General features: G+C 71.0%; 22 protein-coding genes. 12 read left to right on the forward strand and 10 right to left on the reverse strand.

Annotated features, from left to right (window positions below; all coding sequences use genetic code 11):
* The first annotated feature begins 47 nt into the window (after positions 1 to 47).
* From sigK to ACFVN5_RS06965, 3 genes are all read left to right on the forward strand, one after another.
* Entirely contained in the window at positions 48 to 638 is a 591-nt protein-coding gene (sigK, locus tag ACFVN5_RS06955; RefSeq protein ID WP_376954128.1) for an ECF RNA polymerase sigma factor SigK, read from the forward strand.
* Positions 635 to 1540 carry an anti-sigma factor domain-containing protein gene (locus ACFVN5_RS06960; protein ID WP_376954129.1) on the forward strand — a complete coding sequence of 302 codons (906 nt, stop codon included), beginning with the start codon at positions 635 to 637 and terminating at the stop codon, positions 1538 to 1540. Before sigK ends, ACFVN5_RS06960 begins: the two co-directional genes overlap by 4 nt.
* Before the next feature lie 103 nt (positions 1541 to 1643).
* A complete protein-coding gene (locus ACFVN5_RS06965; RefSeq protein ID WP_376954130.1) occupies positions 1644 to 2684 on the forward strand; it encodes an LLM class F420-dependent oxidoreductase in 1041 nt (346 codons plus the stop codon).
* A 290-nt stretch (positions 2685 to 2974) separates the two neighbouring features.
* Here ACFVN5_RS06965 and ACFVN5_RS06970 read toward each other — a convergent pair whose 3' ends face one another.
* Positions 2975 to 3232: a hypothetical protein gene (locus tag ACFVN5_RS06970; protein WP_376954131.1), complete on the reverse strand. Its 258-nt coding sequence runs from the start codon at positions 3230 to 3232 to the stop codon at positions 2975 to 2977.
* Positions 3233 to 3907: 675 nt separating this feature from the next.
* Between ACFVN5_RS06970 and ACFVN5_RS06975 the strand changes: the two genes are divergently transcribed.
* From ACFVN5_RS06975 to ACFVN5_RS06985, 3 genes are all read left to right on the forward strand, one after another.
* The gene (locus ACFVN5_RS06975) at positions 3908 to 4372 is read left to right on the forward strand and encodes a hypothetical protein (RefSeq protein WP_376954133.1); all 465 of its coding nucleotides are present in this window, start codon (positions 3908 to 3910) and stop codon (positions 4370 to 4372) included.
* Between the two features lie 61 nt (positions 4373 to 4433).
* Complete coding sequence (locus tag ACFVN5_RS06980) at positions 4434 to 5072, forward strand: DNA-directed RNA polymerase subunit beta (protein ID WP_376954134.1); 639 nt, start codon at positions 4434 to 4436, stop codon at positions 5070 to 5072.
* A gap of 281 nt (positions 5073 to 5353) precedes the next feature.
* Positions 5354 to 6241, forward strand: a complete 888-nt coding sequence (locus ACFVN5_RS06985; RefSeq protein WP_376954135.1) for an aminodeoxychorismate lyase — start codon at positions 5354 to 5356, stop codon at positions 6239 to 6241.
* Positions 6242 to 6407: 166 nt separating this feature from the next.
* On the opposite strand, the gene pstB is transcribed toward ACFVN5_RS06985, so the two are convergent.
* The 4 genes from pstB to pstS form a co-directional block, all read right to left on the reverse strand.
* Positions 6408 to 7187: a phosphate ABC transporter ATP-binding protein PstB gene (pstB, locus tag ACFVN5_RS06990; RefSeq protein WP_376954136.1), complete on the reverse strand. Its 780-nt coding sequence runs from the start codon at positions 7185 to 7187 to the stop codon at positions 6408 to 6410.
* A 20-nt stretch (positions 7188 to 7207) separates the two neighbouring features.
* The gene (gene pstA, locus ACFVN5_RS06995) at positions 7208 to 8302 is read right to left on the reverse strand and encodes a phosphate ABC transporter permease PstA (protein WP_376954137.1); all 1095 of its coding nucleotides are present in this window, start codon (positions 8300 to 8302) and stop codon (positions 7208 to 7210) included.
* Positions 8302 to 9240, reverse strand: coding sequence for a phosphate ABC transporter permease subunit PstC (gene pstC, locus ACFVN5_RS07000; protein ID WP_376954138.1), 939 nt, complete (start codon positions 9238 to 9240; stop codon positions 8302 to 8304). Before pstC ends, pstA begins: the two co-directional genes overlap by 1 nt.
* A 99-nt stretch (positions 9241 to 9339) precedes the next feature.
* Complete coding sequence (gene pstS, locus ACFVN5_RS07005; RefSeq protein WP_376954139.1) at positions 9340 to 10434, reverse strand: phosphate ABC transporter substrate-binding protein PstS; 1095 nt, start codon at positions 10432 to 10434, stop codon at positions 9340 to 9342.
* 393 nt (positions 10435 to 10827) lie between these two features.
* Between pstS and ACFVN5_RS07010 the strand changes: the two genes are divergently transcribed.
* Positions 10828 to 11106 (forward strand): GIY-YIG nuclease family protein, encoded by a 279-nt coding sequence (locus ACFVN5_RS07010; protein ID WP_376954140.1) that lies wholly within the window; start codon positions 10828 to 10830, stop codon positions 11104 to 11106.
* A 104-nt stretch (positions 11107 to 11210) separates the two neighbouring features.
* On the opposite strand, the gene ACFVN5_RS07015 is transcribed toward ACFVN5_RS07010, so the two are convergent.
* The 3 genes from ACFVN5_RS07015 to ACFVN5_RS07025 form a co-directional block, all read right to left on the reverse strand.
* Entirely contained in the window at positions 11211 to 12146 is a 936-nt protein-coding gene (locus ACFVN5_RS07015) for an NUDIX domain-containing protein (RefSeq protein WP_376954141.1), read from the reverse strand.
* Complete coding sequence (locus ACFVN5_RS07020) at positions 12143 to 14317, reverse strand: RNA degradosome polyphosphate kinase (RefSeq protein ID WP_376954142.1); 2175 nt, start codon at positions 14315 to 14317, stop codon at positions 12143 to 12145. The genes ACFVN5_RS07015 and ACFVN5_RS07020 overlap by 4 nt, the downstream gene beginning before the upstream one ends.
* A 68-nt stretch (positions 14318 to 14385) precedes the next feature.
* The gene (locus ACFVN5_RS07025; protein WP_376954143.1) at positions 14386 to 15078 is read right to left on the reverse strand and encodes a DNA-binding response regulator; all 693 of its coding nucleotides are present in this window, start codon (positions 15076 to 15078) and stop codon (positions 14386 to 14388) included.
* Positions 15079 to 15155: 77 nt separating this feature from the next.
* Here ACFVN5_RS07025 and ACFVN5_RS07030 point away from each other — a divergent pair, with 77 nt between their 5' ends.
* The 4 genes from ACFVN5_RS07030 (at position 15156) to ACFVN5_RS07045 (ending at position 18450) form a co-directional block, all read left to right on the forward strand.
* Positions 15156 to 15470 carry a hypothetical protein gene (locus ACFVN5_RS07030; RefSeq protein WP_376954145.1) on the forward strand — a complete coding sequence of 105 codons (315 nt, stop codon included), beginning with the start codon at positions 15156 to 15158 and terminating at the stop codon, positions 15468 to 15470.
* Between the two features lie 138 nt (positions 15471 to 15608).
* Positions 15609 to 16217, forward strand: a complete 609-nt coding sequence (locus ACFVN5_RS07035; protein ID WP_376954147.1) for an FABP family protein — start codon at positions 15609 to 15611, stop codon at positions 16215 to 16217.
* Positions 16217 to 17374 (forward strand): YgfZ/GcvT domain-containing protein, encoded by a 1158-nt coding sequence (locus tag ACFVN5_RS07040; protein WP_376954148.1) that lies wholly within the window; start codon positions 16217 to 16219, stop codon positions 17372 to 17374. Before ACFVN5_RS07035 ends, ACFVN5_RS07040 begins: the two co-directional genes overlap by 1 nt.
* On the forward strand, positions 17371 to 18450 hold the full coding sequence (locus ACFVN5_RS07045) for an FUSC family protein (protein ID WP_376954150.1): 1080 nt from the start codon (positions 17371 to 17373) through the stop codon (positions 18448 to 18450). The genes ACFVN5_RS07040 and ACFVN5_RS07045 overlap by 4 nt, the downstream gene beginning before the upstream one ends.
* A gap of 49 nt (positions 18451 to 18499) precedes the next feature.
* Here the strand turns inward: ACFVN5_RS07045 and ACFVN5_RS07050 are convergent, their stop codons facing one another.
* The gene (locus ACFVN5_RS07050) at positions 18500 to 19309 is read right to left on the reverse strand and encodes a class I SAM-dependent methyltransferase (RefSeq protein WP_376954152.1); all 810 of its coding nucleotides are present in this window, start codon (positions 19307 to 19309) and stop codon (positions 18500 to 18502) included.
* A gap of 106 nt (positions 19310 to 19415) precedes the next feature.
* Here ACFVN5_RS07050 and ACFVN5_RS07055 point away from each other — a divergent pair, with 106 nt between their 5' ends.
* Positions 19416 to 20162, forward strand: coding sequence for a phosphoglyceromutase (locus ACFVN5_RS07055; protein ID WP_376954154.1), 747 nt, complete (start codon positions 19416 to 19418; stop codon positions 20160 to 20162).
* A 137-nt stretch (positions 20163 to 20299) separates the two neighbouring features.
* Here ACFVN5_RS07055 and phoU read toward each other — a convergent pair whose 3' ends face one another.
* A complete protein-coding gene (gene phoU, locus ACFVN5_RS07060) occupies positions 20300 to 20953 on the reverse strand; it encodes a phosphate signaling complex protein PhoU (protein WP_148733944.1) in 654 nt (217 codons plus the stop codon).
* Positions 20954 to 21075: the final 122 nt, after the last annotated feature.

A 21075-nucleotide genomic window follows, 5' to 3' on the forward strand; every position in this document is an offset into this window, starting at 1 on the left:
CTCGGAAGACCGGACCGCGGACGGATGCGGCCCCCGCACGTTCTGTCATGCTGGGACACGTGGCAAGTGACGGCGACCGGACGTCGGCGTCGCAGCCGACCGTCGACGAGTTGCTCGTCGCAATCGGTCGGGGCGACCGGACGGCGTTCGGCGAGCTCTACGACGAGACGTCGCCGCGCGTCTTCGGGCTCGTGCGGCGCCTCGTCGTCGACGCCGCGCAGGCCGAGGAGGTGACCCAGGAGGTGTACCTCGAGATCTGGCAGCACGCGCCGCGATTCGACGCGGCGAGGGGCAGCGCGATCGCCTGGATGTTCACGATCGCGCATCGCCGCGCGGTCGACCGCATCCGCTCGGCCCAGGCCGCGCACGACCGCGACCTGCGCATCGGTGCGCGCGACGTCGACGTCCCGGTCGACACCGTCGCCGAGGCCGCCGAGACGAGCATCGAGCACGAGCGGGTCGTGGGCGCGCTCGGCGAGCTCAGCGACCTCCAGCGCGAGTGCGTCGCGCTCGCCTACTATGGCGGCCTCACGCAGAGCGAGATCGCCGAGCGGCTCGACGTGCCGCTCGGTACCGTGAAGACACGACTTCGTGACGGGATGATCCGCCTCAGGAACGCATTGGGGGTGACCACATGAGCGATCGCGAGGATGAGCTGGACCGCGAACGCCGCGCATCCGAGACGGGCGCCGACCGACCCGCGTCGATCGAGGCGTTCCGCGGGCTGGCCGCCGCCTACGCCCTCGACGCGCTCGACGCCGACGAGCGCGCCGCGTTCGAGCGCGCCCTCGCCGATTCCCCCGAGCTCCGCGAGGAGGTGGACACGTGGACCGGGTCGACCCGGCACCTCGCCGAGCAGGTCGAGCCCGTCGCCCCGCCGTCGTCGGTTCGCCAACGCCTCATGGCCGGCCTCGACTCGGTGCCCCAGGTGACGGCGGATGCCCCTGCGCCGGCGTCGGCGGCGGAGGTATCCACGACGTCCGAGGAGCTGCCGCCGACCCCGCGCGCCGATGAAACGGACACCCCTCCGCCGCCGGGTGCGCCTCGGCCCGCTCCCGTCGGCCCGGCGGAGGAGACCGCGCGCCGACGCTGGTTCCAGCGTCCGGGCGCCATCATCGCGGCGGCCGCCGCCGCCGTGGTGCTCATCGCCGGGGTCGTCCTCGGCATCGGCTGGCCCGGCCCGAACGGCTGGGGCGCCCAGCGAGAGATGGCCCGACTCGCCGCCGCGCCCGACGCGCAGTCGCAGGTCCACGAGGTGCCTGGCGGCGGGGAGGTCACCCTCGTCTCCTCCGCCGAGCAGGGACGCTCGGCCGTCGTCCTCGAGGGACTCCCCGAACTCGGCGCCGACCAGACCTACGAGCTCTGGTACATCGACGAGGCCGGGGCCGCCCCGGCCGGCACGTTCGACGTCCGCGGCCCCGAGACGTGGCGCGTCCTCGACGGGACGTTCAGCCCGGGGGTGGTCGTCGGCATCACGGTCGAGCCCGCCGGCGGTTCGCCGCAACCCACGACCGAACCGATCGTCGCCATCGAGACGTAGTCGGGAGTCCACAATCGACGGGGTCGGCGCACGACCGTCCGTTATGGTTCGAGGTGCCCGACGGCATCGGCGCCGGGCGCAGCACACGACGAGGGAGTGACGGATGCGCGTCGGCATGTTCCTGAACTACGCGGGCGGCTTCCGGGAGGTCGCCGACGAGGTGGCCGAGCTCGAGGCATCCGGCGTCGACCTCGTCGCGGTGCCCGAGGCGTACTCGTTCGACGCGGTCAGCCAGCTCGGGTTCCTCGCGGCCCGCACGAGTCGCATGACGCTCATGTCCGGCATCCTGCAGCTGTACACGCGCACGCCGACGCTCACGGCGATGACCGCGGCCGGCCTGGACTACGTGTCCGACGGCCGCTTCGAGCTCGGCGTCGGGGCATCCGGACCGCAGGTCGTCGAGGGCTTCCACGGCGTGCCGTACGACGCGCCCGTCGGCCGCATCCGCGAGCTCGTCGACGTCTGCCGCCAGGTCTGGCGACGGGAGCCGGTCGTGCACGAGGGGCGCCACTATCGCATCCCGCTGCCCGCGGGCCAGGGGACCGGGCTCGGCAAGCCGCTGAAGCTCATCAACCACCCGGTGCGCGAGCGCATCCCGATCACGGTCGCTGCGCTCGGACCGAAGTCCGTCGAGCAGACCGCCGAGATCGCCGACGGCTGGCTGCCGATGTTCTTCCACCCCGAGCGCGCCGCGGCCGTCTGGGGCGACGCACTGGCGGCGGGCGCGGCGAAGCGGCAGGCCGACCTCGCGCCGCTCGACATCTTCGCGAGCCCGGCGCTCGCGATCACCGACCGACCCGAGGCCGTGCTCCCGCTCGTCAAGCCCCAGCTCGCGCTCTACGTCGGCGGCATGGGCGCTCGCGGCAAGAACTTCTACAACGACCTCATCGCGAGCTACGGCTTCGAGGCCGAGGCCGCGCTCGTGCAGGACCTCTACCTCGACGGGCGGCGCGACGAGGCCATCGCGGCGATGCCCGACGAGCTGGTGCGGGCGATCTCCCTCATCGGCCCGGCGTCGTACGTGGCCGAGCGCGTCGCCGCCTTCCGCGAGGCGGGCGTCACGACGCTGGCCGTGGCGCCCCTCGCGCGCGACTCGGCCGAGCGGGTCGCGTTGATGTCGGGTTTCCGGCGGCTCGTGGGCTGACCGGATGCCGCGGCATCCGCCCGACACCGCGGAAGTACCCCAAAACGGGGCACGATGCTGGCGCGGGAACGCGCTCGGGATTAGCGTTTGTGTCACCCGCACGATGCCGTGGGGGAAGGGGAACCTGGGGAGGAGCCGCCGTGGCGGGGACGTTCGAGCTCTGAGCCTGGGTCGCACCCGACTCGACACTCGAACCCCCGTCTGGCGGTGCCCACGGGAACGGCCGGGGATCCGCGTGATCCCGGGGCAGGCGGGCCGACGATCGGCCGCCGTCGCTCAGCCCGATCGCGTCAGTCGACGAACGAGGTGCGGTCGAGGCGCACCGTGATCGCGGCGACTGCGGCCTCCATCGTGGAGTGCCGGTACACGACGCCCGGATGCGGTCGCATCCACAGCATCTCGAACTCGCCGTCGAGGTCCTGGAGGTACCCCACGATCCGGCGTCGGTCGCCCGCGTCGAAGCGGTCGTCGCACACGCGCCATGTCTTGTCGCTGAGCGGCGTGAGCTCGACGTGGGAACGAGTCGCCGTCTGCGGTTGCGAGAGCATCTCGCACACTCCCCATCGAATGGAAATGATGGCGGACCGGCACCGGTCGACACGTCCTGGGATGCGCGTGGTCGATTGCGCAGCGTCGGCCGGTCCGGCCCGCCTCTTCGGGCCGCTCGGACCCGTGCGAACATTCAACGCCCCCGCGAACGGGGGGCGATAGGGCTTGACACGGTGCCCGCGAGATGCATCCGGCGCGTTTCGCGGTACCTCGCAGCCTCTTCGCTCGCACCGATATCGACGGTGCCCCCACAGGGACTCGAACCCTGGACCCACGGATTAACCTGCTGCACTGGGTTTCCCCAGCCACCGTTCGACGGCTTGCAGTCTGGACTATCTCACCACCTTCGACCGAGTCGGTCAGGTGCGCCGCGTATAGTCTCTGAGGTTCCCTTGCGGTTACCTGCTGATTGCCCAATCCGGTCCGATTGTCACTGCTCGCGGAAGGCGAACGAGTACGGCCGGCTCTCAGGGTGTTCCAGCATATAGCGGCGTTCATCCGACGCATTTCGGCGCCGGCGCTCCATTGTTCTGTTGAAGTCCGTTGCTCTAACCAACTGAGCTATAGGGGCGTTGACCACCCTAACAGGCACCGCAGCGGAGGTCGTCGGCCGCTCGATACTCGCCCTCGGGACGGCCGAGTTCGATGTCGTCGGCCGTCGATAGCGTGACCGCATGAAGGTGTGCTCGACCTGTCGGCGATCGCTGCCGTTCGACGCCTTCAACCTCCGCTCGGCCTCGCCCGACCGGCGCCAGGCGGTCTGCCGCGAGTGCAACGCCGCGCGCTCGCGCCGGTACTACACCGAGAACCTCGAGAAGCACCGCCGCGCGGTGGCCGCGCAGGTGGCGCGCACGCGGGCCACGAATCTCGAGCGCATCGGCGCGTTCCTCCTCGAGCATCCCTGCGTGGACTGCGGCGAGGCCGACCTTCGAGTGCTCGACTTCGACCATCGCGAGGGGACGGAGAAGTCCGCCGAGGTGATGAAGCTCGCGAAGGCCGCGTACTCGTGGGCCCGCGTCATGGACGAGATCGCGAAGTGCGACGTCCGGTGCCGCAACTGCCACGCGAAGGTCACCTACGAGCGCATGGGCGACACGTGGCGCACCGCGCTCATGCGACGGGCCGGTGAGGCCACGTGAGTCACCACACCCGCCCCACCCGCCGGGCCAGCGTGCGGCGGCGAGGAGTATCGTGGCCGCGATGGCTTCCGACTACCACCGACCCACCCGCATCCCGCCCGGCATGTTCGAGGGCTTCGTGGGCGGCGACGATCCGGCGATGCTGAGTCGCGTCGCGCACGACACCGCAACGGCGATCCTCTCCCGCGTGCGAGAGAACCCCGACCCCGTCATCGTCCAGCGGCTCATCACCTACACCGACGAGCACGGCATCGACGCGATCGCGGAGCTGTGGTCGCAGTCGTCCGCCAAGAGCCTCCCCGGCGCACTCTGGCGCGTCTACCTCCTGCGCACGCTCATCCGCCAGGACCCGCTCGGCGTCAGCCACGCGTTCCAGCGAGGCACCGAGGTGTCGCACACGATCGACCAGGTCGTCGCCGGCGCCGCCATCCCCGCCGGCCCCACCGAGGTGCAGGAGCTCGCCGACCGCATCCTGCACGGCGTGTTCACGGGCGACTTCGCCGTCGCGCTCGAGCGCGCGGCGGCCTTCTGCCGGGTCGTGGCCGCGGGGTTCGCGAGCCTAGCCGACGACGCGGATGCCGCGGATGCGGCGCATCCCGATCGACCCACCGAGCTCACCCAGCGCGCCCTGCGCCTCACCCAGCTCGCCGACGAGTTCACTTCGTGCGCGCGGCTCTGGCGGCGCGACGCGCTCGACTGACGGGGAGCGCGGCGCCGGCCCCGGCCGCGAGCCGCCGCGACGGCGCGCACCCGCTCGCACCAGCTTGCGCGATCGGATCCGTGGAGTCGGGAATGAACCACCACCGACCGTCGTTTAGACTTTTTGTGCCGGGCCGCAGTAACCCCGGGCTCCAATATTCGCCGCTCCGAGCGGCCTCGCGCCGAGAGGCGTTCTGCGGCCCGGTATCTCCATGTCCGGGGGCGGGCTCCCGCGGCATCCGTGCGCATTCGCAGACCTGTCGGGCCGCGTAGCATCGGAGGATGCCCGACACGGTCACCCTGCTCATCGAGCCCCTCGCTGCCGCCGCCGACGCCACCGCGGTCGACGGCACGTTCCGGGAGGTCGACGCGTCCGCTCCCGCCCTGCGCGTCGGCGAGCTGTCGACGCAGCGCGGCGACGGCATCTTCGAGACCATCGGCGTCGTCGACGGGCACGCGCAGGAGGTGCGACCGCACCTCGAGCGCCTGCGCAACTCGGCACGCATCTGCGAACTCCCCGAGCCGAACCTGGCGCAGTGGGAGGCGGCGGTCGCCCGCGCGGTCGCCGCACTGCCTACGACCGGGGAGTTCGCCCTCAAGCTCGTGCTGAGCCGCGGCGTCGAGCACGGCCCGGCGCCCACGGCATGGCTGCACGTCTCACCAGCGGCGGACTTCAGCGCGCCGCGGGAGCGCGGCATCCGCGTGGTCACCCTCGACCGCGGCTACGACCGCGGCACGGCCGAGCGGGCGCCCTGGCTGCTGCTCGGCGCGAAGACCCTGAGCTACGCGGTCAACATGGCCGCGCTGCGCGAGGCACACCGACGCGGCGCCGACGACACGATCTTCCTCACGAGCGACGGCTACGTCATGGAGGGGCCGACGTCGAGCGTCATCCTGCGCCACGGCGACGCATGGTCGACGCCCGCCCCGTCGGGCGCGATCCTGCACGGCACCACCCAGCTCAGCCTCTTCGAGCACCTCGAGGCGACCGGGCGTCGCACCGAGTACCGCGACATCCCCGTCGACGAGCTCCGGTCGGCGGATGCCGCGTGGCTCGTGTCGAGCGTCCGGCTCGCGGCCGGCATCACCGAGCTCGACGGCGAGCCGATGCCGTACGACGCGGAGGAGACGCGCGGCCTCAACGACTACCTGCTCAGCCCCCGGGACTGACGCACCGGCATCGACGCCGAAGGGCGGCCGTGCCGCAGCACGACCGCCCTCAGGTCACGAACGCCGCGCACGCGGCATCCGACGGTTCCTGAGCCCGTCGAAGGATGGTTCCCGAGCCCGTCGAAGGATCCTGAGCCCGTCGAAGGTTCGTGAGCCCGTCGAAGGATCAACCGAAGCGGCCCGAGACGTAGTCCTCGGTGGCCTTGACCGACGGGTTCGAGAAGATCGTCGTCGTGTCGTCGTACTCGATGAGGTTGCCCGGCTTGCCGGTGCCCGCGATGTTGAAGAACGCCGTCTTGTCGGAGACGCGGCTCGCCTGCTGCATGTTGTGGGTCACGATCACGATCGTGTAGTCGAGCTTGAGCTCCTCGATGAGGTCCTCGATCGCGAGCGTCGAGATGGGGTCGAGGGCCGAGCACGGCTCGTCCATCAGGATGACTTCGGGCGACACCGCGATGGCGCGGGCGATGCAGAGACGCTGCTGCTGGCCGCCCGAGAGGCCCGAGCCTGGGCGGTCGAGGCGGTCCTTGACCTCGTTCCAGAGGTTCGCGCCCTGCAGCGACTGCTCGACGAGGTCGTCGGCGTCGGACTTCGAGATGCGGCGGTTGTTGAGCTTCACGCCCGCGAGCACGTTGTCGCGGATCGACATCGTGGGGAACGGGTTCGGGCGCTGGAACACCATGCCCACCTGCCGGCGCACGAGCACCGGGTCGACGGCGGCGTCGTAGAGGTTGTTGCCGTCGATGAGCACCTCGCCCTCGACGCGCGCGCCGGGGATGACCTCGTGCATGCGGTTGAGCGTGCGGAGGAACGTCGACTTGCCGCAGCCCGACGGGCCGATGAAGGCGGTGACGCTGCGGGGCTCGATCTCGAGGTTCACGCCCTCGACGGCGAGGAACTTGCCGTAGTAGACGTTGAGATCGCGGACTTCGATGCGCTTGGACACGGGTTTCCTAACTGGCGGGTTCAGCGGCCGAACTTGGGGGCGAAGGCCTTGGCGACGACCCGCGCGACGAGGTTGAGCAACATGACGATGAGGATGAGGGTGAGGGCGGCGGCCCACGCGCGGTCGAGGTACGCCTCGGGCGGATTGCCCTGGTTGGCGTACTGCGTGTAGACGAACACCGGGAGCGACGACATTCGACCGTCGAAGAGGTTGTAGTTCATGCTGGCGGTGAAGCCCGCCGCGATGAGCAGCGGTGCGGTCTCGCCGATGACGCGTGCGATGGAGATCATGATGCCGGTGGTGATGCCGGCGATCGAGGTGGGCAGCAGGACCTTCACGATCGTGAGCCACTTCGGCACGCCGAGCGCGTATGCGGCCTCGCGCAGCTCGTTCGGCACGAGCCGCAGCATCTCCTCGCTCGAGCGCACGACGACCGGGATCATGAGCACCGACAGGGCGACGGCGCCGGCGATGCCGGTGCGCGTGCCGGGGCCCCAGAAGATCGCGAACAGCGCGTAGGCGAAGAGGCCGGCGACGATCGAGGGGATGCCGGTCATGACGTCGACGAGGAAGGTGATGCCCTGCGCGAGCTTGCCGCGGCCGTACTCGACGAGGTAGATCGAGGTCATGAGCCCGATCGGGATCGAGATGAGCGCGGCGGTGCCAGTCATGAGCAGCGTGCCGACGATCGCGTGCAGCGCGCCGCCGCCCTCGCCCGTGACGTTGCGCATCGACATCGAGAAGAAGTCGAGGTCGAAGCGGTTGAGGCCGAACGTGACGACCGTGATGGTGAGCGAGACGAGCGGGATCATCGCGATCACGAACGCGCCCGTCACGAGGGCGGTGACGAGGCGGTCCATGGCGCGGCGGCGGCCCTCGACGAGCATCGAGAACAGCCAGATCGACGGGATGTAGAGGATCGCGCCGACCAGGAGCGCGCCGCCCCAGTTCAGGCCGGTGCCGGCCGCGAGCGCCATGACGCCGAACACGGCGAACGACACGGCGATCGCGGCGCCGAGGATGATCCACGGGACGGGCGTCGGCAGGCGACCCGCGGTGAGCGAGTTCGCGATGGGGGTGCCGGTGGCCGGCTCGGGCTTCATCGTCATGGTCATCAGTTGGCTCCCGAGAATTCCTTGCGCCGGCTGACGATCCAGCGGGCGATCGCGTTGACGATGAAGGTGACGATGAACAGGATGAGGCCGGTCGCGATGAGCACGTTGACGTTCATGCCGTACGCCTCGGGGAAGCTCAGCGCGATGTTCGCGGCGATCGTGGTCGGGTTCACCGAGGTGAGCAGCTGGAACGTGACGACGCCGGTCGCCGAGAGCACCATCGCGACGGCCATCGTCTCGCCGAGTGCCCGGCCGAGGCCGAGGACGGAGGCGGAGATGATACCCGAGCGGCCGAACGGCAGCACCGCCGTGCGGATCATCTCCCAGCGCGTTGCGCCGAGCGCGAGGGCGGCCTCCTCGTGGAGGACCGGGGTCTGCAGGAACACCTCGCGGCAGATGGCGGTCATGATCGGCAGGACCATGACGGCCAGCACGAGGCCCGCGGTGAGGATGGTGCGGCCGGTGCCCGAGACCGGGCCGGCGAAGAGCGGGAACCAGCCGAGGTTGTCGACCATCCAGGAGTAGATGGGCTGCACGGCCGGGGCGAGCACGCCGATGCCCCAGAGGCCGAAGACGACCGAGGGCACTGCGGCGAGCAGGTCGACGATGTAGCCGAGCACCGAGGCGAGCCGTCGAGGTGCGTAGTGCGAGATGAAGAGCGCGATGCCGATCGAGATCGGCACGGCGAAGAGCAGGGCGAGCGCCGCGGCCCAGACGGTGCCGAAGACGAGCGGGCCGACGTACTCCCAGAAGTTGGTGTCGAGGATCGACGCGTCCTCGTGGCTCGCGACGAGCGCCGGGATGCTCTGGATGATCAGGAAGAGCGCGACGGCGGCGAGGGTGACGAGGATCATGGAGCCGGCGAAGACCGCCGAGCCGGAGAATGCCCGATCGCCGGGACGCTGCTTCGCCTTGATGACGGTGGGTGTGGTGCTCATCTGGCGCTTACCCTCGGGATTCTGTGGTGGTTCAGGGACATGGTCGTGCCCGACCCCGTCGGATACCGATCGATCCTCGGGGGTCGGGCACGTTCCGTACTACTGGATCGAGTCGATCGCAGCGTTGACCTGGTCGCGAAGCGAGTCCGAGATCGGGGCGGAGCCGGCGGCCTCGGCCGCGGCATCCTGGCCCTCGGCGCTGGCGACGTAGGAGAAGTACGACTTCACGAGCTCGACGTTCTCCGAGTCGGCGTACTGCTGGCAGCCGATGAGGTAGCTCACGAGGATGATCGGGTAGACGCCCGCCTCCTCGGTCGCGTGGTCGACCTCGATCGCGAGGTCGCCCTCCGAGCGGCCCTCGGCGAGCGGAGAGGCATCGACGATGGCCGCAGCGGCCTCGGGCGAGTAGGACACGTACTCGTCGCCGACCTTGATCGAGACGGTGCCGAGGTCACCGGCGCGCGACGCGTCGGCGTAGCCGATGGTGCCGGTGCCGTTGGTCACGGCGTCGACCACGCCGGAGGTGCCCTGCGCGCCCTCGCCGCTCTCGAGCGGCCACACGCCGTCGGGCTCGAAGGTCCACACCTCAGGCGCCGTGGCGGCCAGGTAGTCGGTGAAGTTCTCGGTCGTGCCCGAGTCGTCCGAGCGGTGCACCGGGGTGATCGCCTGGTCGGGGAGCGTCGCGTCGGGGTTCTGCGACGCGATGGCCGGGTCGTTCCACTTGGTGATCGTGCCGGCGAAGATGCCCGCGACAGTCGCGGCGTCGAGGTCGAGCGAGTCGACGCCCTCGACGTTGAAGATCACGGCGATCGGGGAGATGTAGACGGGGAGCTCGACGATGTCGGTGTCGGGCGCGCACTTGGCGAAGCCGCCCGCGGCGATCTCCTCGTCCTTGAACGCGCGGTCGGAACCGGCGAAGTCGCTCGCGCCCTCGAGGAAGGTCTCGCGGCCCGCGCCCGAGCCCGAGGGGTCGTAGTCGATCGTGACATCGGGGTTCGCCGTCTGGAAGGCGGCGATCCAGGCCTGCTGGGCGGCATCCTGCGAGGACGCGCCGGCGCCGACGAGGTTGCCCGAGAGCGACGAGGCCGACTCCGAGGGGGCGGAGGCGCCGGCCTCGTTCGAGGCGCAGGAGCTGAGCGCGATCGCCGCGGTGACGGCGATGACGGCGGGCACGCCGAAACGCTTGAGGTTCACGTGATTCCCTTCCGGGGTTTCGATTGCAGGGTTCGGGCCGGGTGCCGACCCGCCTGCGACGCTAGGACTCGCGCCTTACGAGCTTCCGCCACGACGGTAAACGGGAGGTGAACGAGACTTGTCGGCTCCGGGCGCCCCCGATGAGAGCCCGATTCAGCACTGTCCACCCCCGTGGGTTGAGGAGGCGCGAGCGCCGTCTCGAAACCCGCCTGCCGCGGTCCGTGGAAAGATGCGGGGCCCACCCCGCGGGTTGAGGAGGCGCGCAGCGCCGTCTCGAAACCCGCCCCCGGGACTCGTCCTCCCGATCCGCGACGGCGTGTCGACGCCGGCCATCGCCCGCTCGGTCGCCACCTTGTCTCGTCCGGACTCGGCGACGATGACCGGATGCCCCACATGTACGTCCTCCGATGCAACGACGGTTCCTACTACGTCGGAAGCACCTGGGACCTCGAGGTTCGACTCGAACAACACGCCGCCGGTACGGTTCCCTCGTACACGAGCTCGCGACTGCCGGTCGAGTTGGCGTACGCCGAGGAGTACGACCGGATCGAGCACGCATACGCCCGGGAGAAGCAGGTGCAGGGCTGGAGCCGGCGGAAACGGGAGGCGCTGATCGCGGGGCGATTCGACGACCTGCCGGGGTTGAGCGGACGGGCATCGGGCGGGAACTGAGCCCGCGCAGGCGGGTTTCGAGACGGCGCTGCGCGCCTCCTCAACCCGCGGACCTCGCGCGGGCGGGTTTCGAGACGGCGCTGCGCGCCTCCTCAACCCGCGGACTACGCGCGCGGCGCGTGCGTCTCGATCGCGATGAGGCCCGAGCCCGAGTTCGTGGCGGAGAGGTGCACGACGCTGAACGCGCCCGGCTCGAGGCCCGCGGCATCCGTCACGTACGAACCGAGCGGCGTGCCCGTCGCGAGCGCGATCTCGCGGATCATCTCGGGCAGCACCGGGCCGTGTCCGCAGAGCACCGTCGTCTTGCCGGCGCGCACGCGCTTCCCGACGACCCGCCTGACCTCGTCGTGGCCCGACTCCCACGCGTCCTGGCTGATGCCCTCTTCACGCTTGATCGTCATGCCCGTCGCGGCGGCGAGCGGCGCGACCGTCGTGACGCAGCGCACCGCAGGGGAGGAGACGATGCGCTTCGGCGCCCAGGCCGTCAGCGTGTCGACCATCGCCGCCGCCTGCTGCACGCCGCGCTCGACGAGCGGCCGCGCGGCATCCTCGGCCTTCCAGCCGCTGCGACCCACGGCCTTGCCGTGCCGCACCAGGAGCAGCGCGAACGTCGACGTGACGCCCTGGTCGACGAGCTTCGCGAAGTTCTCGAGGATCTCGACGTCGGGCTCGTAGCTGAGGTACGTGCGGGCGCGCTTGATGGTGACCCACTCGAGCGCGGCGATCTCGGCGTTCGGCTTGAACGTCGAGCGCTGCACCGCCTTGTCGCTCACCTCGGCGGCCCAGTAGTGCACGATCTTCTCGCGGCCGCTCGGCAGCGGGTACCGCGAGATGCCGAGCGGCACGCCGAGCGCGACCTCGAGGCCCGTCTCCTCGGCGATCTCGCGCACGGCCGTGCGGGGGAGCGATTCACCCGGGTCGACCTTGCCCTTCGGGATCGTCACGTCACCATAGACCGTGCGGTGCACCACCAGCACGTGGATCCGCCCGTCGATGACGCGCCAGCAGACGGCGCCGGCGGCGTAGATCGCGGTCGTCACCGTCGCTTCCCCGAACGGGTACGCTGGCCCGTCTGCTGCATGAATCGGGTCTGCGAGTCGTCCAGCGGATGCCCCGCCTCGTCGACCGAGTGCCGGATCCAGTCGCCCGTCCCGTCGAGCCACCACGAGCTCGTGCGGTCGTCCATGGCGAGGTCCCAGAACGTATCGATCTCCGCCAGGTGGTCAGGGTCGGTGAGCCGCACGAGCGCCTCGATGCGGCGGTCGAGGTTGCGGTGCATCATGTCGGCCGAGCCGATGTACAACTGCGGGTCGCCGTCGTTGTGGAACGAGAAGATGCGCGAATGCTCGAGGTATCGCCCGAGGATCGAGCGCACCCGGATGTTCTCGCTGAGGCCCTCGATGCCGGGTCGGAGGCTGCAGATGCCGCGTACCCAGATGTCGACGGGCACGCCCGCGTTCGAGGCGCGGTAGAGCGCGTCGATGATCGACTCGTCGACCATCGAGTTGACCTTGATGCGGATGCGCGCCGGCCGCCCGGCCTCGGCGTTGTGGACCTCGCCCGCGATGAGCTTGAGCAGCCCCTTGCGCAGGTGCAGAGGCGCGACGAGCAGCCGCTTGAACTTCTTCTCGATCGCGTAGCCAGAGAGCTCGTTGAACAGCCGCGTGAGGTCCTTGCCGACCTGGTCGTCGGCGGTGAGGAGCCCGAGGTCCTCGTAGATGCGGCTCGTCTTGGGGTTGTAGTTGCCCGTGCCGATGTGGCTGTAGTGCCGCAGCCCGCCCTTCTCCTGGCGGATCACCAGCGCGAGCTTGCAATGCGTCTTCAGCCCGACGAGGCCGTAGACCACGTGCACGCCCGCCTTCTCGAGCTTGCGCGCCCAGGTGATGTTCGCGGCCTCGTCGAAGCGCGCCTTGATCTCGACGAGCGCGAGCACCTGCTTGCCGGACTCGGCGGCGTCGATGAGGGCCTCGACGATCGGGCTGTCGCCCGAGGTGCGGTAGAGCGTCTGCTTGATGGCGAGCACGTCGGGGTCGGCCGCGGCCTGCTCGAGGAACGCCTGCACGCTCGTCGCGAAGGACTCGTACGGGTGGTGCAGCAGCACGTCCTTGCGCGAGACGGCGGCGAAGATGTCGGCCGGCCGGTTGGGCTCGGCGGGCTGCAGCTGGCGGTTCGTCGCCGGCACGTGGGTCGGGTAGTGCAGGTCGGGCCGGTCGATCCGGGCGAGGTCGAAGAGCCCGCCGAGGTCGAGCGGCGCGGGCAGTCGGTAGACCTCCTGGTCGGAGATGTCGAGCTCGCGCACGAGCAGGCCGAGCGTCACCTCGTCCATGTCGTCGGTGATCTCGAGGCGGATGGGCGGCCCGAACCGACGGCGGAGCAGCTCCTTCTCGAGCGCCTTGATGAGGTTCTCGGTCTCGTCCTCCTCGACCTCGACGTCCTCGTTGCGCGTCACGCGGAAGACGTGGTGCTCGATGATCTCCATGCCGGGGAAGAGGTCCTCGAGGTGGTTGGCGATGAGGTCCTCGAGCGCGATCCACCTGGCGTCCTCGATGGACTCGTCGGGGTCGACCTGCACGAAGCGCGGCAGCATCTGCGGCACCTTCACGCGCGCGAACTCCTGACGCCCGGTGCGGCTGTTGCGCACGCGCACGGAGAGGTTGAGCGAGAGGCCCGAGATGTAGGGGAACGGATGCGCCGGGTCGACCGCGAGCGGCATGAGCACAGGGAAGATCTGTCGCGAGAAGTACCCGTGCAGGTGCTCCTGCTCGCGCTCCCCGAGCTCCGCCCAGGTCACGATGCGGATGCCGGACTCCGCGAGCGCCGGCTTCACGAGCTCCTGGTAGGCCGCGGCGTGCCGCTCCTGCAGTTCGTGCGCCTTCTTCGAGATGTCGCTCAACACGTCGATGGGCGCGCGCCCGACGTTGGTCGGCACGGCCAGGCCGGTGTTGATGCGGCGCTTCAGGCCCGCCACACGGACCATGAAGAACTCGTCGAGGTTCGACGCGAAGATCGCGAGGAAGTTGGCCCGTTCGAGCACGGGGATGCGCGGATCCTCGGCGAGTTCGAGCACGCGCTGGTTGAAGGCGAGCCAGCTCAGCTCGCGGTCGAGGTAGCGCTCGGCGGGCAACTCGGGCGCGCCTTCGATGTCGAAGGGCTCGAAGTCGTCGTCGAAGTCGCTCGCGGTGCGGTCTTCGTCGAGGGCGGCGTCCGTCATCCCAACATCATGCCACTGGGCACCTCGCCGAGGGTGAGGACCGTGTGAACGGCTCGTGACGGCCGCCGTCAGCGGGTGCTGACGGGCGTGGCGCCCTGGTCGTCCTCTTCGTGCACGTTGAAGCGGTAGCCGACGTTGCGCACCGTGCCGATGAGGCTGTCGAGGTCGCCGAGCTTGGCGCGCAGGCGCCGCACGTGCACGTCGACCGTGCGCGTGCCGCCGAAGTAGTCGTACCCCCACACCTCGCTGAGCAGCTGCTCGCGGGTGAACACGCGAGACGGATGCGCCGCCAGGAAGCGCAGCAGCTCGAACTCCTTGTACGTCAGGTCGAGCGTGCGACCGTGCACCTTGGCCGAGTAGCTCGCCTCGTCGATCACGACGCCCGACGTCTGGATGCGCTCGGACGGCTGGTTCGACTGCGCCCGGCCGAGGGCGAGGCGGATGCGGGCGTCGACCTCGGCGGGGCCGGCGTCGACGAGCACGACATCGTCGACGCCCCAGTCGGGCGTGACGGCCGTGAGGCCGCCCTCGGTGACGATGAGGACGAGCGGGACGGACAGGCCCGTGGTGCGCAGGATCTGCGAGAGCGCCTTGGCGCCGGCGAGGTTGGTGCGCGCGTCGAGGAGGACGAGATCGGATTCGGGCGCTCTGACCAACTGCTCAGGCGATGCGGGGATGATCCGCACGCGGTGAGTCAGGAGTGACAGAGCCGGAAGAACGTCATCGTTGGCCGCCGGCGACAGGATCAGCAGCTGCGCCACGCACACCCTCCAGTAGTAAGGTGCGGTCAATACTACGTGACGACGGCGGTCGGCTGCGCGAGGCGAACGGGGAGACGATGCAGGCGGGTTCTGAGACGCGGGGCGGATGGCCCGGGATCGTGCTCGTGTGGATCATCGCGGCGGTCGGTGCGATCGTCGTCGTGACACTGGCGTACTCGGGCTCGTCGGACTGGTTCGACGACCCCGCGTCGCTCGGCGTGTACGGCGCGCTCGGCATCGTCTTCGCGGCATCCGTGCTCGGCGCGCTCATCGTGCAGCTGGCCACTCGACGGCCCGGGGGATACGTCACGCGGGCGAGCGCGAGCGTGGCCGGCGCCGCCGTGATCGTCGCCGTGGCCGCCCTCGCGGTGGCGCCGTCGGCCCTCGGGTGAGCGGGTAGACTCGGACCATGTCGCAGCTGCTCGCCCTCGAACTCCTCTTCATCGGCCTGCTCGGGCTCGCGAGCCTCGCGATCGCCTGGATCAGCGGCGTCGTCGTCTACAAGCTCTTCAAGGGGCAGCGCTGATCGCATGATCGAGCTTCCCGTCGACCTTCCGGCCGAGCTCGTCCCGCTCTCCTGGCTCATCGGGGTCTGGGAGGGGTCGGGCGTCATCGACTACAAGGTCGGCGACGAGTCGGTCACCCACGAGTTCGGGCAGCGCGTGAGCTTCAGCCACGACGGGCTGCCGCACCTCAACTACACGTCGTACACCTGGCTCTTCGCCGACGAGCCCGGCGGCGACCCGAAGCCGCTCGCGACCGAGACCGGGTACTGGCGCATCGAGCGCGAGCTGGGCACGGGCGACGTCGGCCCGGGCCTGCTCCCCGCGGTCGGCGACCCCGAGTACCCCGACGCCGAGTCGGTCGAGACGCTGCGCAATGCCGACGGCGGGTTCGACCTCGAGGTCTCCCTCGTGCACCCGGGCGGCGTCGCCGAGCTGTACCTGGGCCAAGTGAAGGGCCCGCGCATCGACCTCGCCACCGACGCCGTGATGCGCACGGCCGGCGCCAAGGACTACGCCGCGGCGACCCGCCTCTACGGGCTCGTCGAGGGGCACCTGCTGTGGGCGTGGGACATCGCCGCGCTCGGCCAGGACCTGCGGACGCACGCGTCGGCGCGACTCGCGAAGGTCGACTGATGACGGGCTCGCCGTTCCTGGCGCTCGACGGCGCGGTGCCCGCCGAGGGCATCGACGAGGGCGTGCCGGGACACTACGGCAACCCGATCGTCGAGCAGCGGCGCCTCGAGCGCGGCGAGGCGATCGTCGACCTGTCCGACCGCGGCGTCCTGACCGTCACGGGGCCCGACCGGCTGAGCTGGCTGCACTCGATGGCCAGCCAGGCGCTCGACCGCCTCGCGCCCGGCGCATCCGCCGAGGCCCTCTTCCTCGACGCGGCGGGTCACATCGAGCACGTGGCGCACGTCGTCGACGACGGCGAGACCACCTGGCTCGTCGTCGAGGGGGCGGATGCCGCGCCGCTGGCCGCATTCCTCGACCGCATGCGCTTCATGCTCAGGGTCGAGGTCGCCGACCGCTCGGCCGAATTCGGCGTCGTCGCCGCGGCGTCCGTCGCCGCACTGGATGCCGCGGCGCCCGCGTCCGCGCCGAACGGCGTGCCGCTCGACTGGACCGACCCGTGGAGCGAGCCCGCCGCCACCGCGCACCGGTACGCGCCCGACGCCGGCCACCCGGCATCCGAATGGCACTGGATCGAGCGGATCGTGCCGCGCGACCAGCTCGCGAACGCCGCCGACGCCGTGCGCGGCGGTCGAGTGCCGGTGGCCGGATCCCTCGCCGCCGAGGCCCTGCGCATCGCGGCGTGGCGCCCGCGGCTCGCGTCCGAGGTCGACGAGAAGACCATCCCGCACGAGCTCGACTGGCTGCGCACCGCCGTCGACCTCGGCAAGGGCTGCTACAAGGGCCAGGAGACGGTCGCCAAGGTGCTGAACCTCGGCCGGCCACCGCGACGGCTGGTGCTGCTGCACCTCGACGGCAGCGACACGGTGCTGCCCGCGCGCGGCGACGTCGTGGTCGGCGAGAAAGTGCGCCCCGAACCCGCCGAGGGCGAGGAGCCCGAGCGCCGGCCCGTCGGCCGCATCACGTCGAGCGCGATGCACCACGAGCTCGGCCCGGTCGCGCTCGCCGTGGTGAAGCGCACCGTGCCCGCCGGCCTGCCGCTCATCGTGGAGAGCCACGGCATCGACGTGGCCGCCGCGCAGGTCGAGATCGTGCCGGCCGATGCCGGCGCCGCGGTCGAGGTGCCACGACTGCCCCGGCTCGGCATCCGGAAGTGAACGCGGCCGCCGGGCTCTCCGCGCGTCTCGCGGACGGGTCCCGGCGGCTCCGCGACTCCGTGCCCGCGATCCTGCAGGTCACGATCACGGCCGTGGCCGCGTACGCCTTCGCCGTGTACGTGCTCGGCCACGACGAGCCGCTCATCGCGGCGATCGTCGCGATCACGGCACTCGGCTTCGTGCGCGACGCCCGACCCGTGCGCGTGCTCGAGACGGTCGTCGCGATGACGCTCGGCATCGCGCTCGCCGAGGTGCTCCTCATCGCCGCCGGCCCCGGCCTGCTGCAGTACGGCGCCGCGCTCGCGCTGACCCTCGCCGTGGCCCGGCTGGTCTCGGCGAACGCGGCCTTCGCCATCGCGGCCGCGGTGCAGTGCTCGCTCGTCATGCTCGTGCCCGCGCCGCCCGGCGGTCCGTTCGTGCGCACGCTGGACGCGGTGGTCGGCGGCGCGTTCGCGCTCGCGGCGACCGCGGTCATCCCGCGCGACCCGCGGCGCACGGCGGTGCGCGACGGCCGCCGGCTCATCGACGAGCACGTGGCCGTGCTGGGCGAGCTCGCCGACGCGCTGCGAGCGGGGCGAACGGATGCCGCGGGCCGGGCGCTCTCGCGCGCCCGCGCCACCCAGCCCCTCGTCGAGTCGTGGACCGCGTCGGTCGACTCGGGACTCGCCATCGCCCGGGTGTCGCCCTTCGTGCGCCGGTCGCGGTTCGACCTCGAGCGACTGCTCGTGATGTGCTCGGGCCTCGACCTCGCCACGCGCAACCTCCGCATCATCGCGCGGCGCATCGAGTGGGTGCTGCGCGACGGGCGCCCGCGGCCCGAGATCGCCGACGTGCACGCGCGCATCGCGACCGCGCTCGCGCTGCTCGCCGACTCGCTCCGCGACGTCTCGGCGCAGCCGGTCGCCCGACAGGCGTTCTCCGAGATCGCCCGGCACCTGGACCCGATCGCGATCCTGCCCGACGGCCCCGTGGGGGACCGGAACACGATCACCGCCCTGCGGCCGTACCTCGTGGACCTGCTCACCGCGACGGGGCTCGAGCTCGACGCGGCGCGGTCGCTGCTGCCGGCGGACTGAGCCAGGGCGCGCGGAGCACGGACGCGCGAGCACGGCGGCGCGGCATCCGTCAGTCCGGCGCGACCGCCTCCCAGGGCAGGGTGAGTTCGCCCAGCCGCGTGCGCCGCGGCCCGCCGATGATGTGCCAGCCCTCGTGCCGGAGCGTGGCGACCGCGGCGATCCAGCGCTGCGACGGGCCGTAGACCGACATCGGCGCGTGGACGCGCCAGGCGAGGTCGAACGCGGTGAGGAGCTCGTGGATGCGCTCGCCGGGGACGTTCCGGTGGATGAGCGCCTTCGGGAGACGCTCGGCGACGATCGAGGGCGCCTCGAGGCCCGACCGCCGCAGGCTCATGGTGAAGGTGCGCGGGCCCGACGCCGTGACCCCGACCCAGCTCGCGACCCGGCCGAGCTCGTCGCACGTGCCCTCGACGAGCAACCCGCCGGGCGCCAGCCGCGCTGCCATGCGCTGCCACGCCTCGGGGACCTCCGACTGGTCGTACTGGCGCAGCACGTTGAACGCCCGGATGATGGCCGGCCTGCGTCCGCCCGGCGTCGGGACCTCGAACCCGCCGAGCCCGAACGCGACCGGCAGGTCGGTGGGGAAGTGCCCGTCGCCCTCGCGGATGCGCTCGAGCTGCTCGCGCGCCGTGCGCACGCGCGCCGGGTCGATCTCGAGGGCGAGCACCTCCACGTCGGGTCGCGTCCGCGTGAGCCGCGCGGCGAGCTCGAACGTCGTGACGCCGCTCGCGCCGTAGCCGAGGTCGACCACGAAGGGATCTGCGGCATGACGGAGCGCGGCCTGCTCGCCGATCCATCGGTCCACACGGCGGAGCCGGTTGGTGTTCGTCGTGCCGCGGGTGATCGATCCGACGGGCATGCCCCCAGTCTCGCAGCACCGCGGCGGCGGCCGACGCCGCGGGGTCGTGCGTCGCCGGGCGAAACGCGGCATGGGCACGGATGCCGCCCCGGCTAGGCTGTTCCCCATGCCTCACACGCTCGTGCTGCTGCGCCACGGCAACAGCGAATGGAACCAGAAGAACCTGTTCACCGGTTGGGTCGACGTGCGGCTCAGCGACATCGGCACGGAGGAGGCGAACCGCGCCGGCGAGCTCCTCGTCGAGCAGGGCGTGCTCCCCGACGTGCAGCACACCTCGGTGCTCACGCGCGCGATCCAGACCGCGAACATCGCGCTCGACGTCGCCGACCGGGCGTGGATCCCCGTGCGCCGCTCGTGGCGGCTCAACGAGCGCCACTACGGCGCGCTGCAGGGCCTCGACAAGGCCGAGACCCTCGAGAAGTACGGACCCGAGCAGTTCCAGCTCTGGCGCCGCTCGTTCGACGTGCCGCCGCCCCCGCTGCCCGACGACGCGGAGTGGTCGCAGGTCGGCGACCCGCGCTACGCCGACCTGACCGACGACGAGCTGCCTCGCACGGAGTGCCTGAAGGACGTCATCGCCCGCATGCTGCCGTACTGGGAGACCGACATCATCCCCGACCTCGCCGCAGGCAAGGTCGTGCTCGTCACCGCCCACGGCAATTCGCTGCGCGCGCTCGTGAAGCACCTCGACGGCATCTCCGACGAGGACATCGCCGAGCTGAACATCCCCACCGGCATCCCGCTCGTCTACGAGCTGGGCGACGACTTCATGCCGCTCAGCCCCGGCCGATACCTCGACCCCGAGGCGGCCGCCGCCGGAGCCGCCGCCGTCGCGGCGCAGGGCAAGAAGTAGCCCGGGGCCACCCGGGAACGCCGAAGGGCGGAGGATGTCGCATCCTCCGCCCTTCGTGCGTCTGCGGGTCTCGAAGCCGGTCGCCGCGTCTCGATACGCGTGCCGCTTCGCGACGCGCTACTCGACGACCGGGGGCGTCAGGCCGCCGACTGGTCCCAGTCGCCGGTCGCGAGGTACTGCACCATCTTCGCGATCGCGACGGCGTGGTCGGCGAAGCGCTCGTGGTAGCGGCTCGCGAGGGTGGCGTCGACCGTGTCGACGGCCTCGCCCTTCCACTTCTCGCCGAGCACCTTGTCGAACACCGAGAGGTGCAGCGCGTCGACCTTGTCGTCCTCGTTGCGGATCTCCTCGGCGAGCTGCACGTCCTCGCTGCGGAGCAGCGAGGTGAGCTTGTTCGCGATCTCGACGTCGAGCGCCCCCATCTCGGCGAAGGTCGAGCGCAGCGACTTCGGCACGACCTTGTCGGGGAAGCGGTAGCGCGCGAGCTGCGAGATGTGCGTCGACAGGTCGCCCATGCGCTCGAGCGAGGCGCTGATGCGCAGCGCGCTCACGACGATCCGGAGGTCGCGGGCGACGGGCTGCTGCCGCGCGAGGATCGTGATGGCGAGCTCGTCGAGCGCGACGGTCGCCTGGTCGATGCGCGGATCCTCGGCGATGACCTCTTCGGCGAGGCTCACGTCGGACTCGTTGAACGCCCGCGTCGCCTTGTCGATCGAGATCGCGACGAGCTCGGCGATCTCCACGAGTCGGTCCTGGACCTCACGTAGTTCCTGCTGGAACACCTCACGCATGTCACGAATCCTTGTCTGCTCGATCCCGCGCCGGAGCGCGCGCGGATGCACCGGTCGAATCCGGCCTCTGGCATCCTCCCCGGAGGAGGTGAACAACAGGTGCCCGGACCCTGAACACTCGT

This window comes from Agromyces sp. NPDC057865 (genome assembly GCF_042796995.1).
GTDB lineage: Bacteria > Actinomycetota > Actinomycetes > Actinomycetales > Microbacteriaceae > Agromyces.

Excerpts from the sequence above, each read along its gene's own strand:
- phoU (WP_148733944.1), bottom strand. The coding sequence starts at position 20,953 with ATGCGTGAGGTGTTCCAGCAGGAACTACGTGAGGTCCAGGACCGACTC.
- ACFVN5_RS06960 (WP_376954129.1), top strand. The coding sequence starts at position 635 with ATGAGCGATCGCGAGGATGAGCTGGACCGCGAACGCCGCGCATCCGAG.
- ACFVN5_RS06970 (WP_376954131.1), bottom strand. The coding sequence starts at position 3,232 with ATGCTCTCGCAACCGCAGACGGCGACTCGTTCCCACGTCGAGCTCACG.
- ACFVN5_RS06975 (WP_376954133.1), top strand. The coding sequence starts at position 3,908 with ATGAAGGTGTGCTCGACCTGTCGGCGATCGCTGCCGTTCGACGCCTTC.
- ACFVN5_RS07010 (WP_376954140.1), top strand. The coding sequence starts at position 10,828 with ATGTACGTCCTCCGATGCAACGACGGTTCCTACTACGTCGGAAGCACC.
- ACFVN5_RS07055 (WP_376954154.1), top strand. The coding sequence starts at position 19,416 with ATGCCTCACACGCTCGTGCTGCTGCGCCACGGCAACAGCGAATGGAAC.
- ACFVN5_RS07020 (WP_376954142.1), bottom strand. The coding sequence starts at position 14,317 with ATGACGGACGCCGCCCTCGACGAAGACCGCACCGCGAGCGACTTCGAC.
- ACFVN5_RS06980 (WP_376954134.1), top strand. The coding sequence starts at position 4,434 with ATGGCTTCCGACTACCACCGACCCACCCGCATCCCGCCCGGCATGTTC.
- ACFVN5_RS07050 (WP_376954152.1), bottom strand. The coding sequence starts at position 19,309 with ATGCCCGTCGGATCGATCACCCGCGGCACGACGAACACCAACCGGCTC.
- ACFVN5_RS07035 (WP_376954147.1), top strand. The coding sequence starts at position 15,609 with ATGATCGAGCTTCCCGTCGACCTTCCGGCCGAGCTCGTCCCGCTCTCC.
- ACFVN5_RS06985 (WP_376954135.1), top strand. The coding sequence starts at position 5,354 with ATGCCCGACACGGTCACCCTGCTCATCGAGCCCCTCGCTGCCGCCGCC.
- ACFVN5_RS07040 (WP_376954148.1), top strand. The coding sequence starts at position 16,217 with ATGACGGGCTCGCCGTTCCTGGCGCTCGACGGCGCGGTGCCCGCCGAG.
- pstA (WP_376954137.1), bottom strand. The coding sequence starts at position 8,302 with ATGACCATGACGATGAAGCCCGAGCCGGCCACCGGCACCCCCATCGCG.
- sigK (WP_376954128.1), top strand. The coding sequence starts at position 48 with ATGCTGGGACACGTGGCAAGTGACGGCGACCGGACGTCGGCGTCGCAG.
- pstC (WP_376954138.1), bottom strand. The coding sequence starts at position 9,240 with ATGAGCACCACACCCACCGTCATCAAGGCGAAGCAGCGTCCCGGCGAT.
- ACFVN5_RS07030 (WP_376954145.1), top strand. The coding sequence starts at position 15,156 with ATGCAGGCGGGTTCTGAGACGCGGGGCGGATGGCCCGGGATCGTGCTC.
- ACFVN5_RS06965 (WP_376954130.1), top strand. The coding sequence starts at position 1,644 with ATGCGCGTCGGCATGTTCCTGAACTACGCGGGCGGCTTCCGGGAGGTC.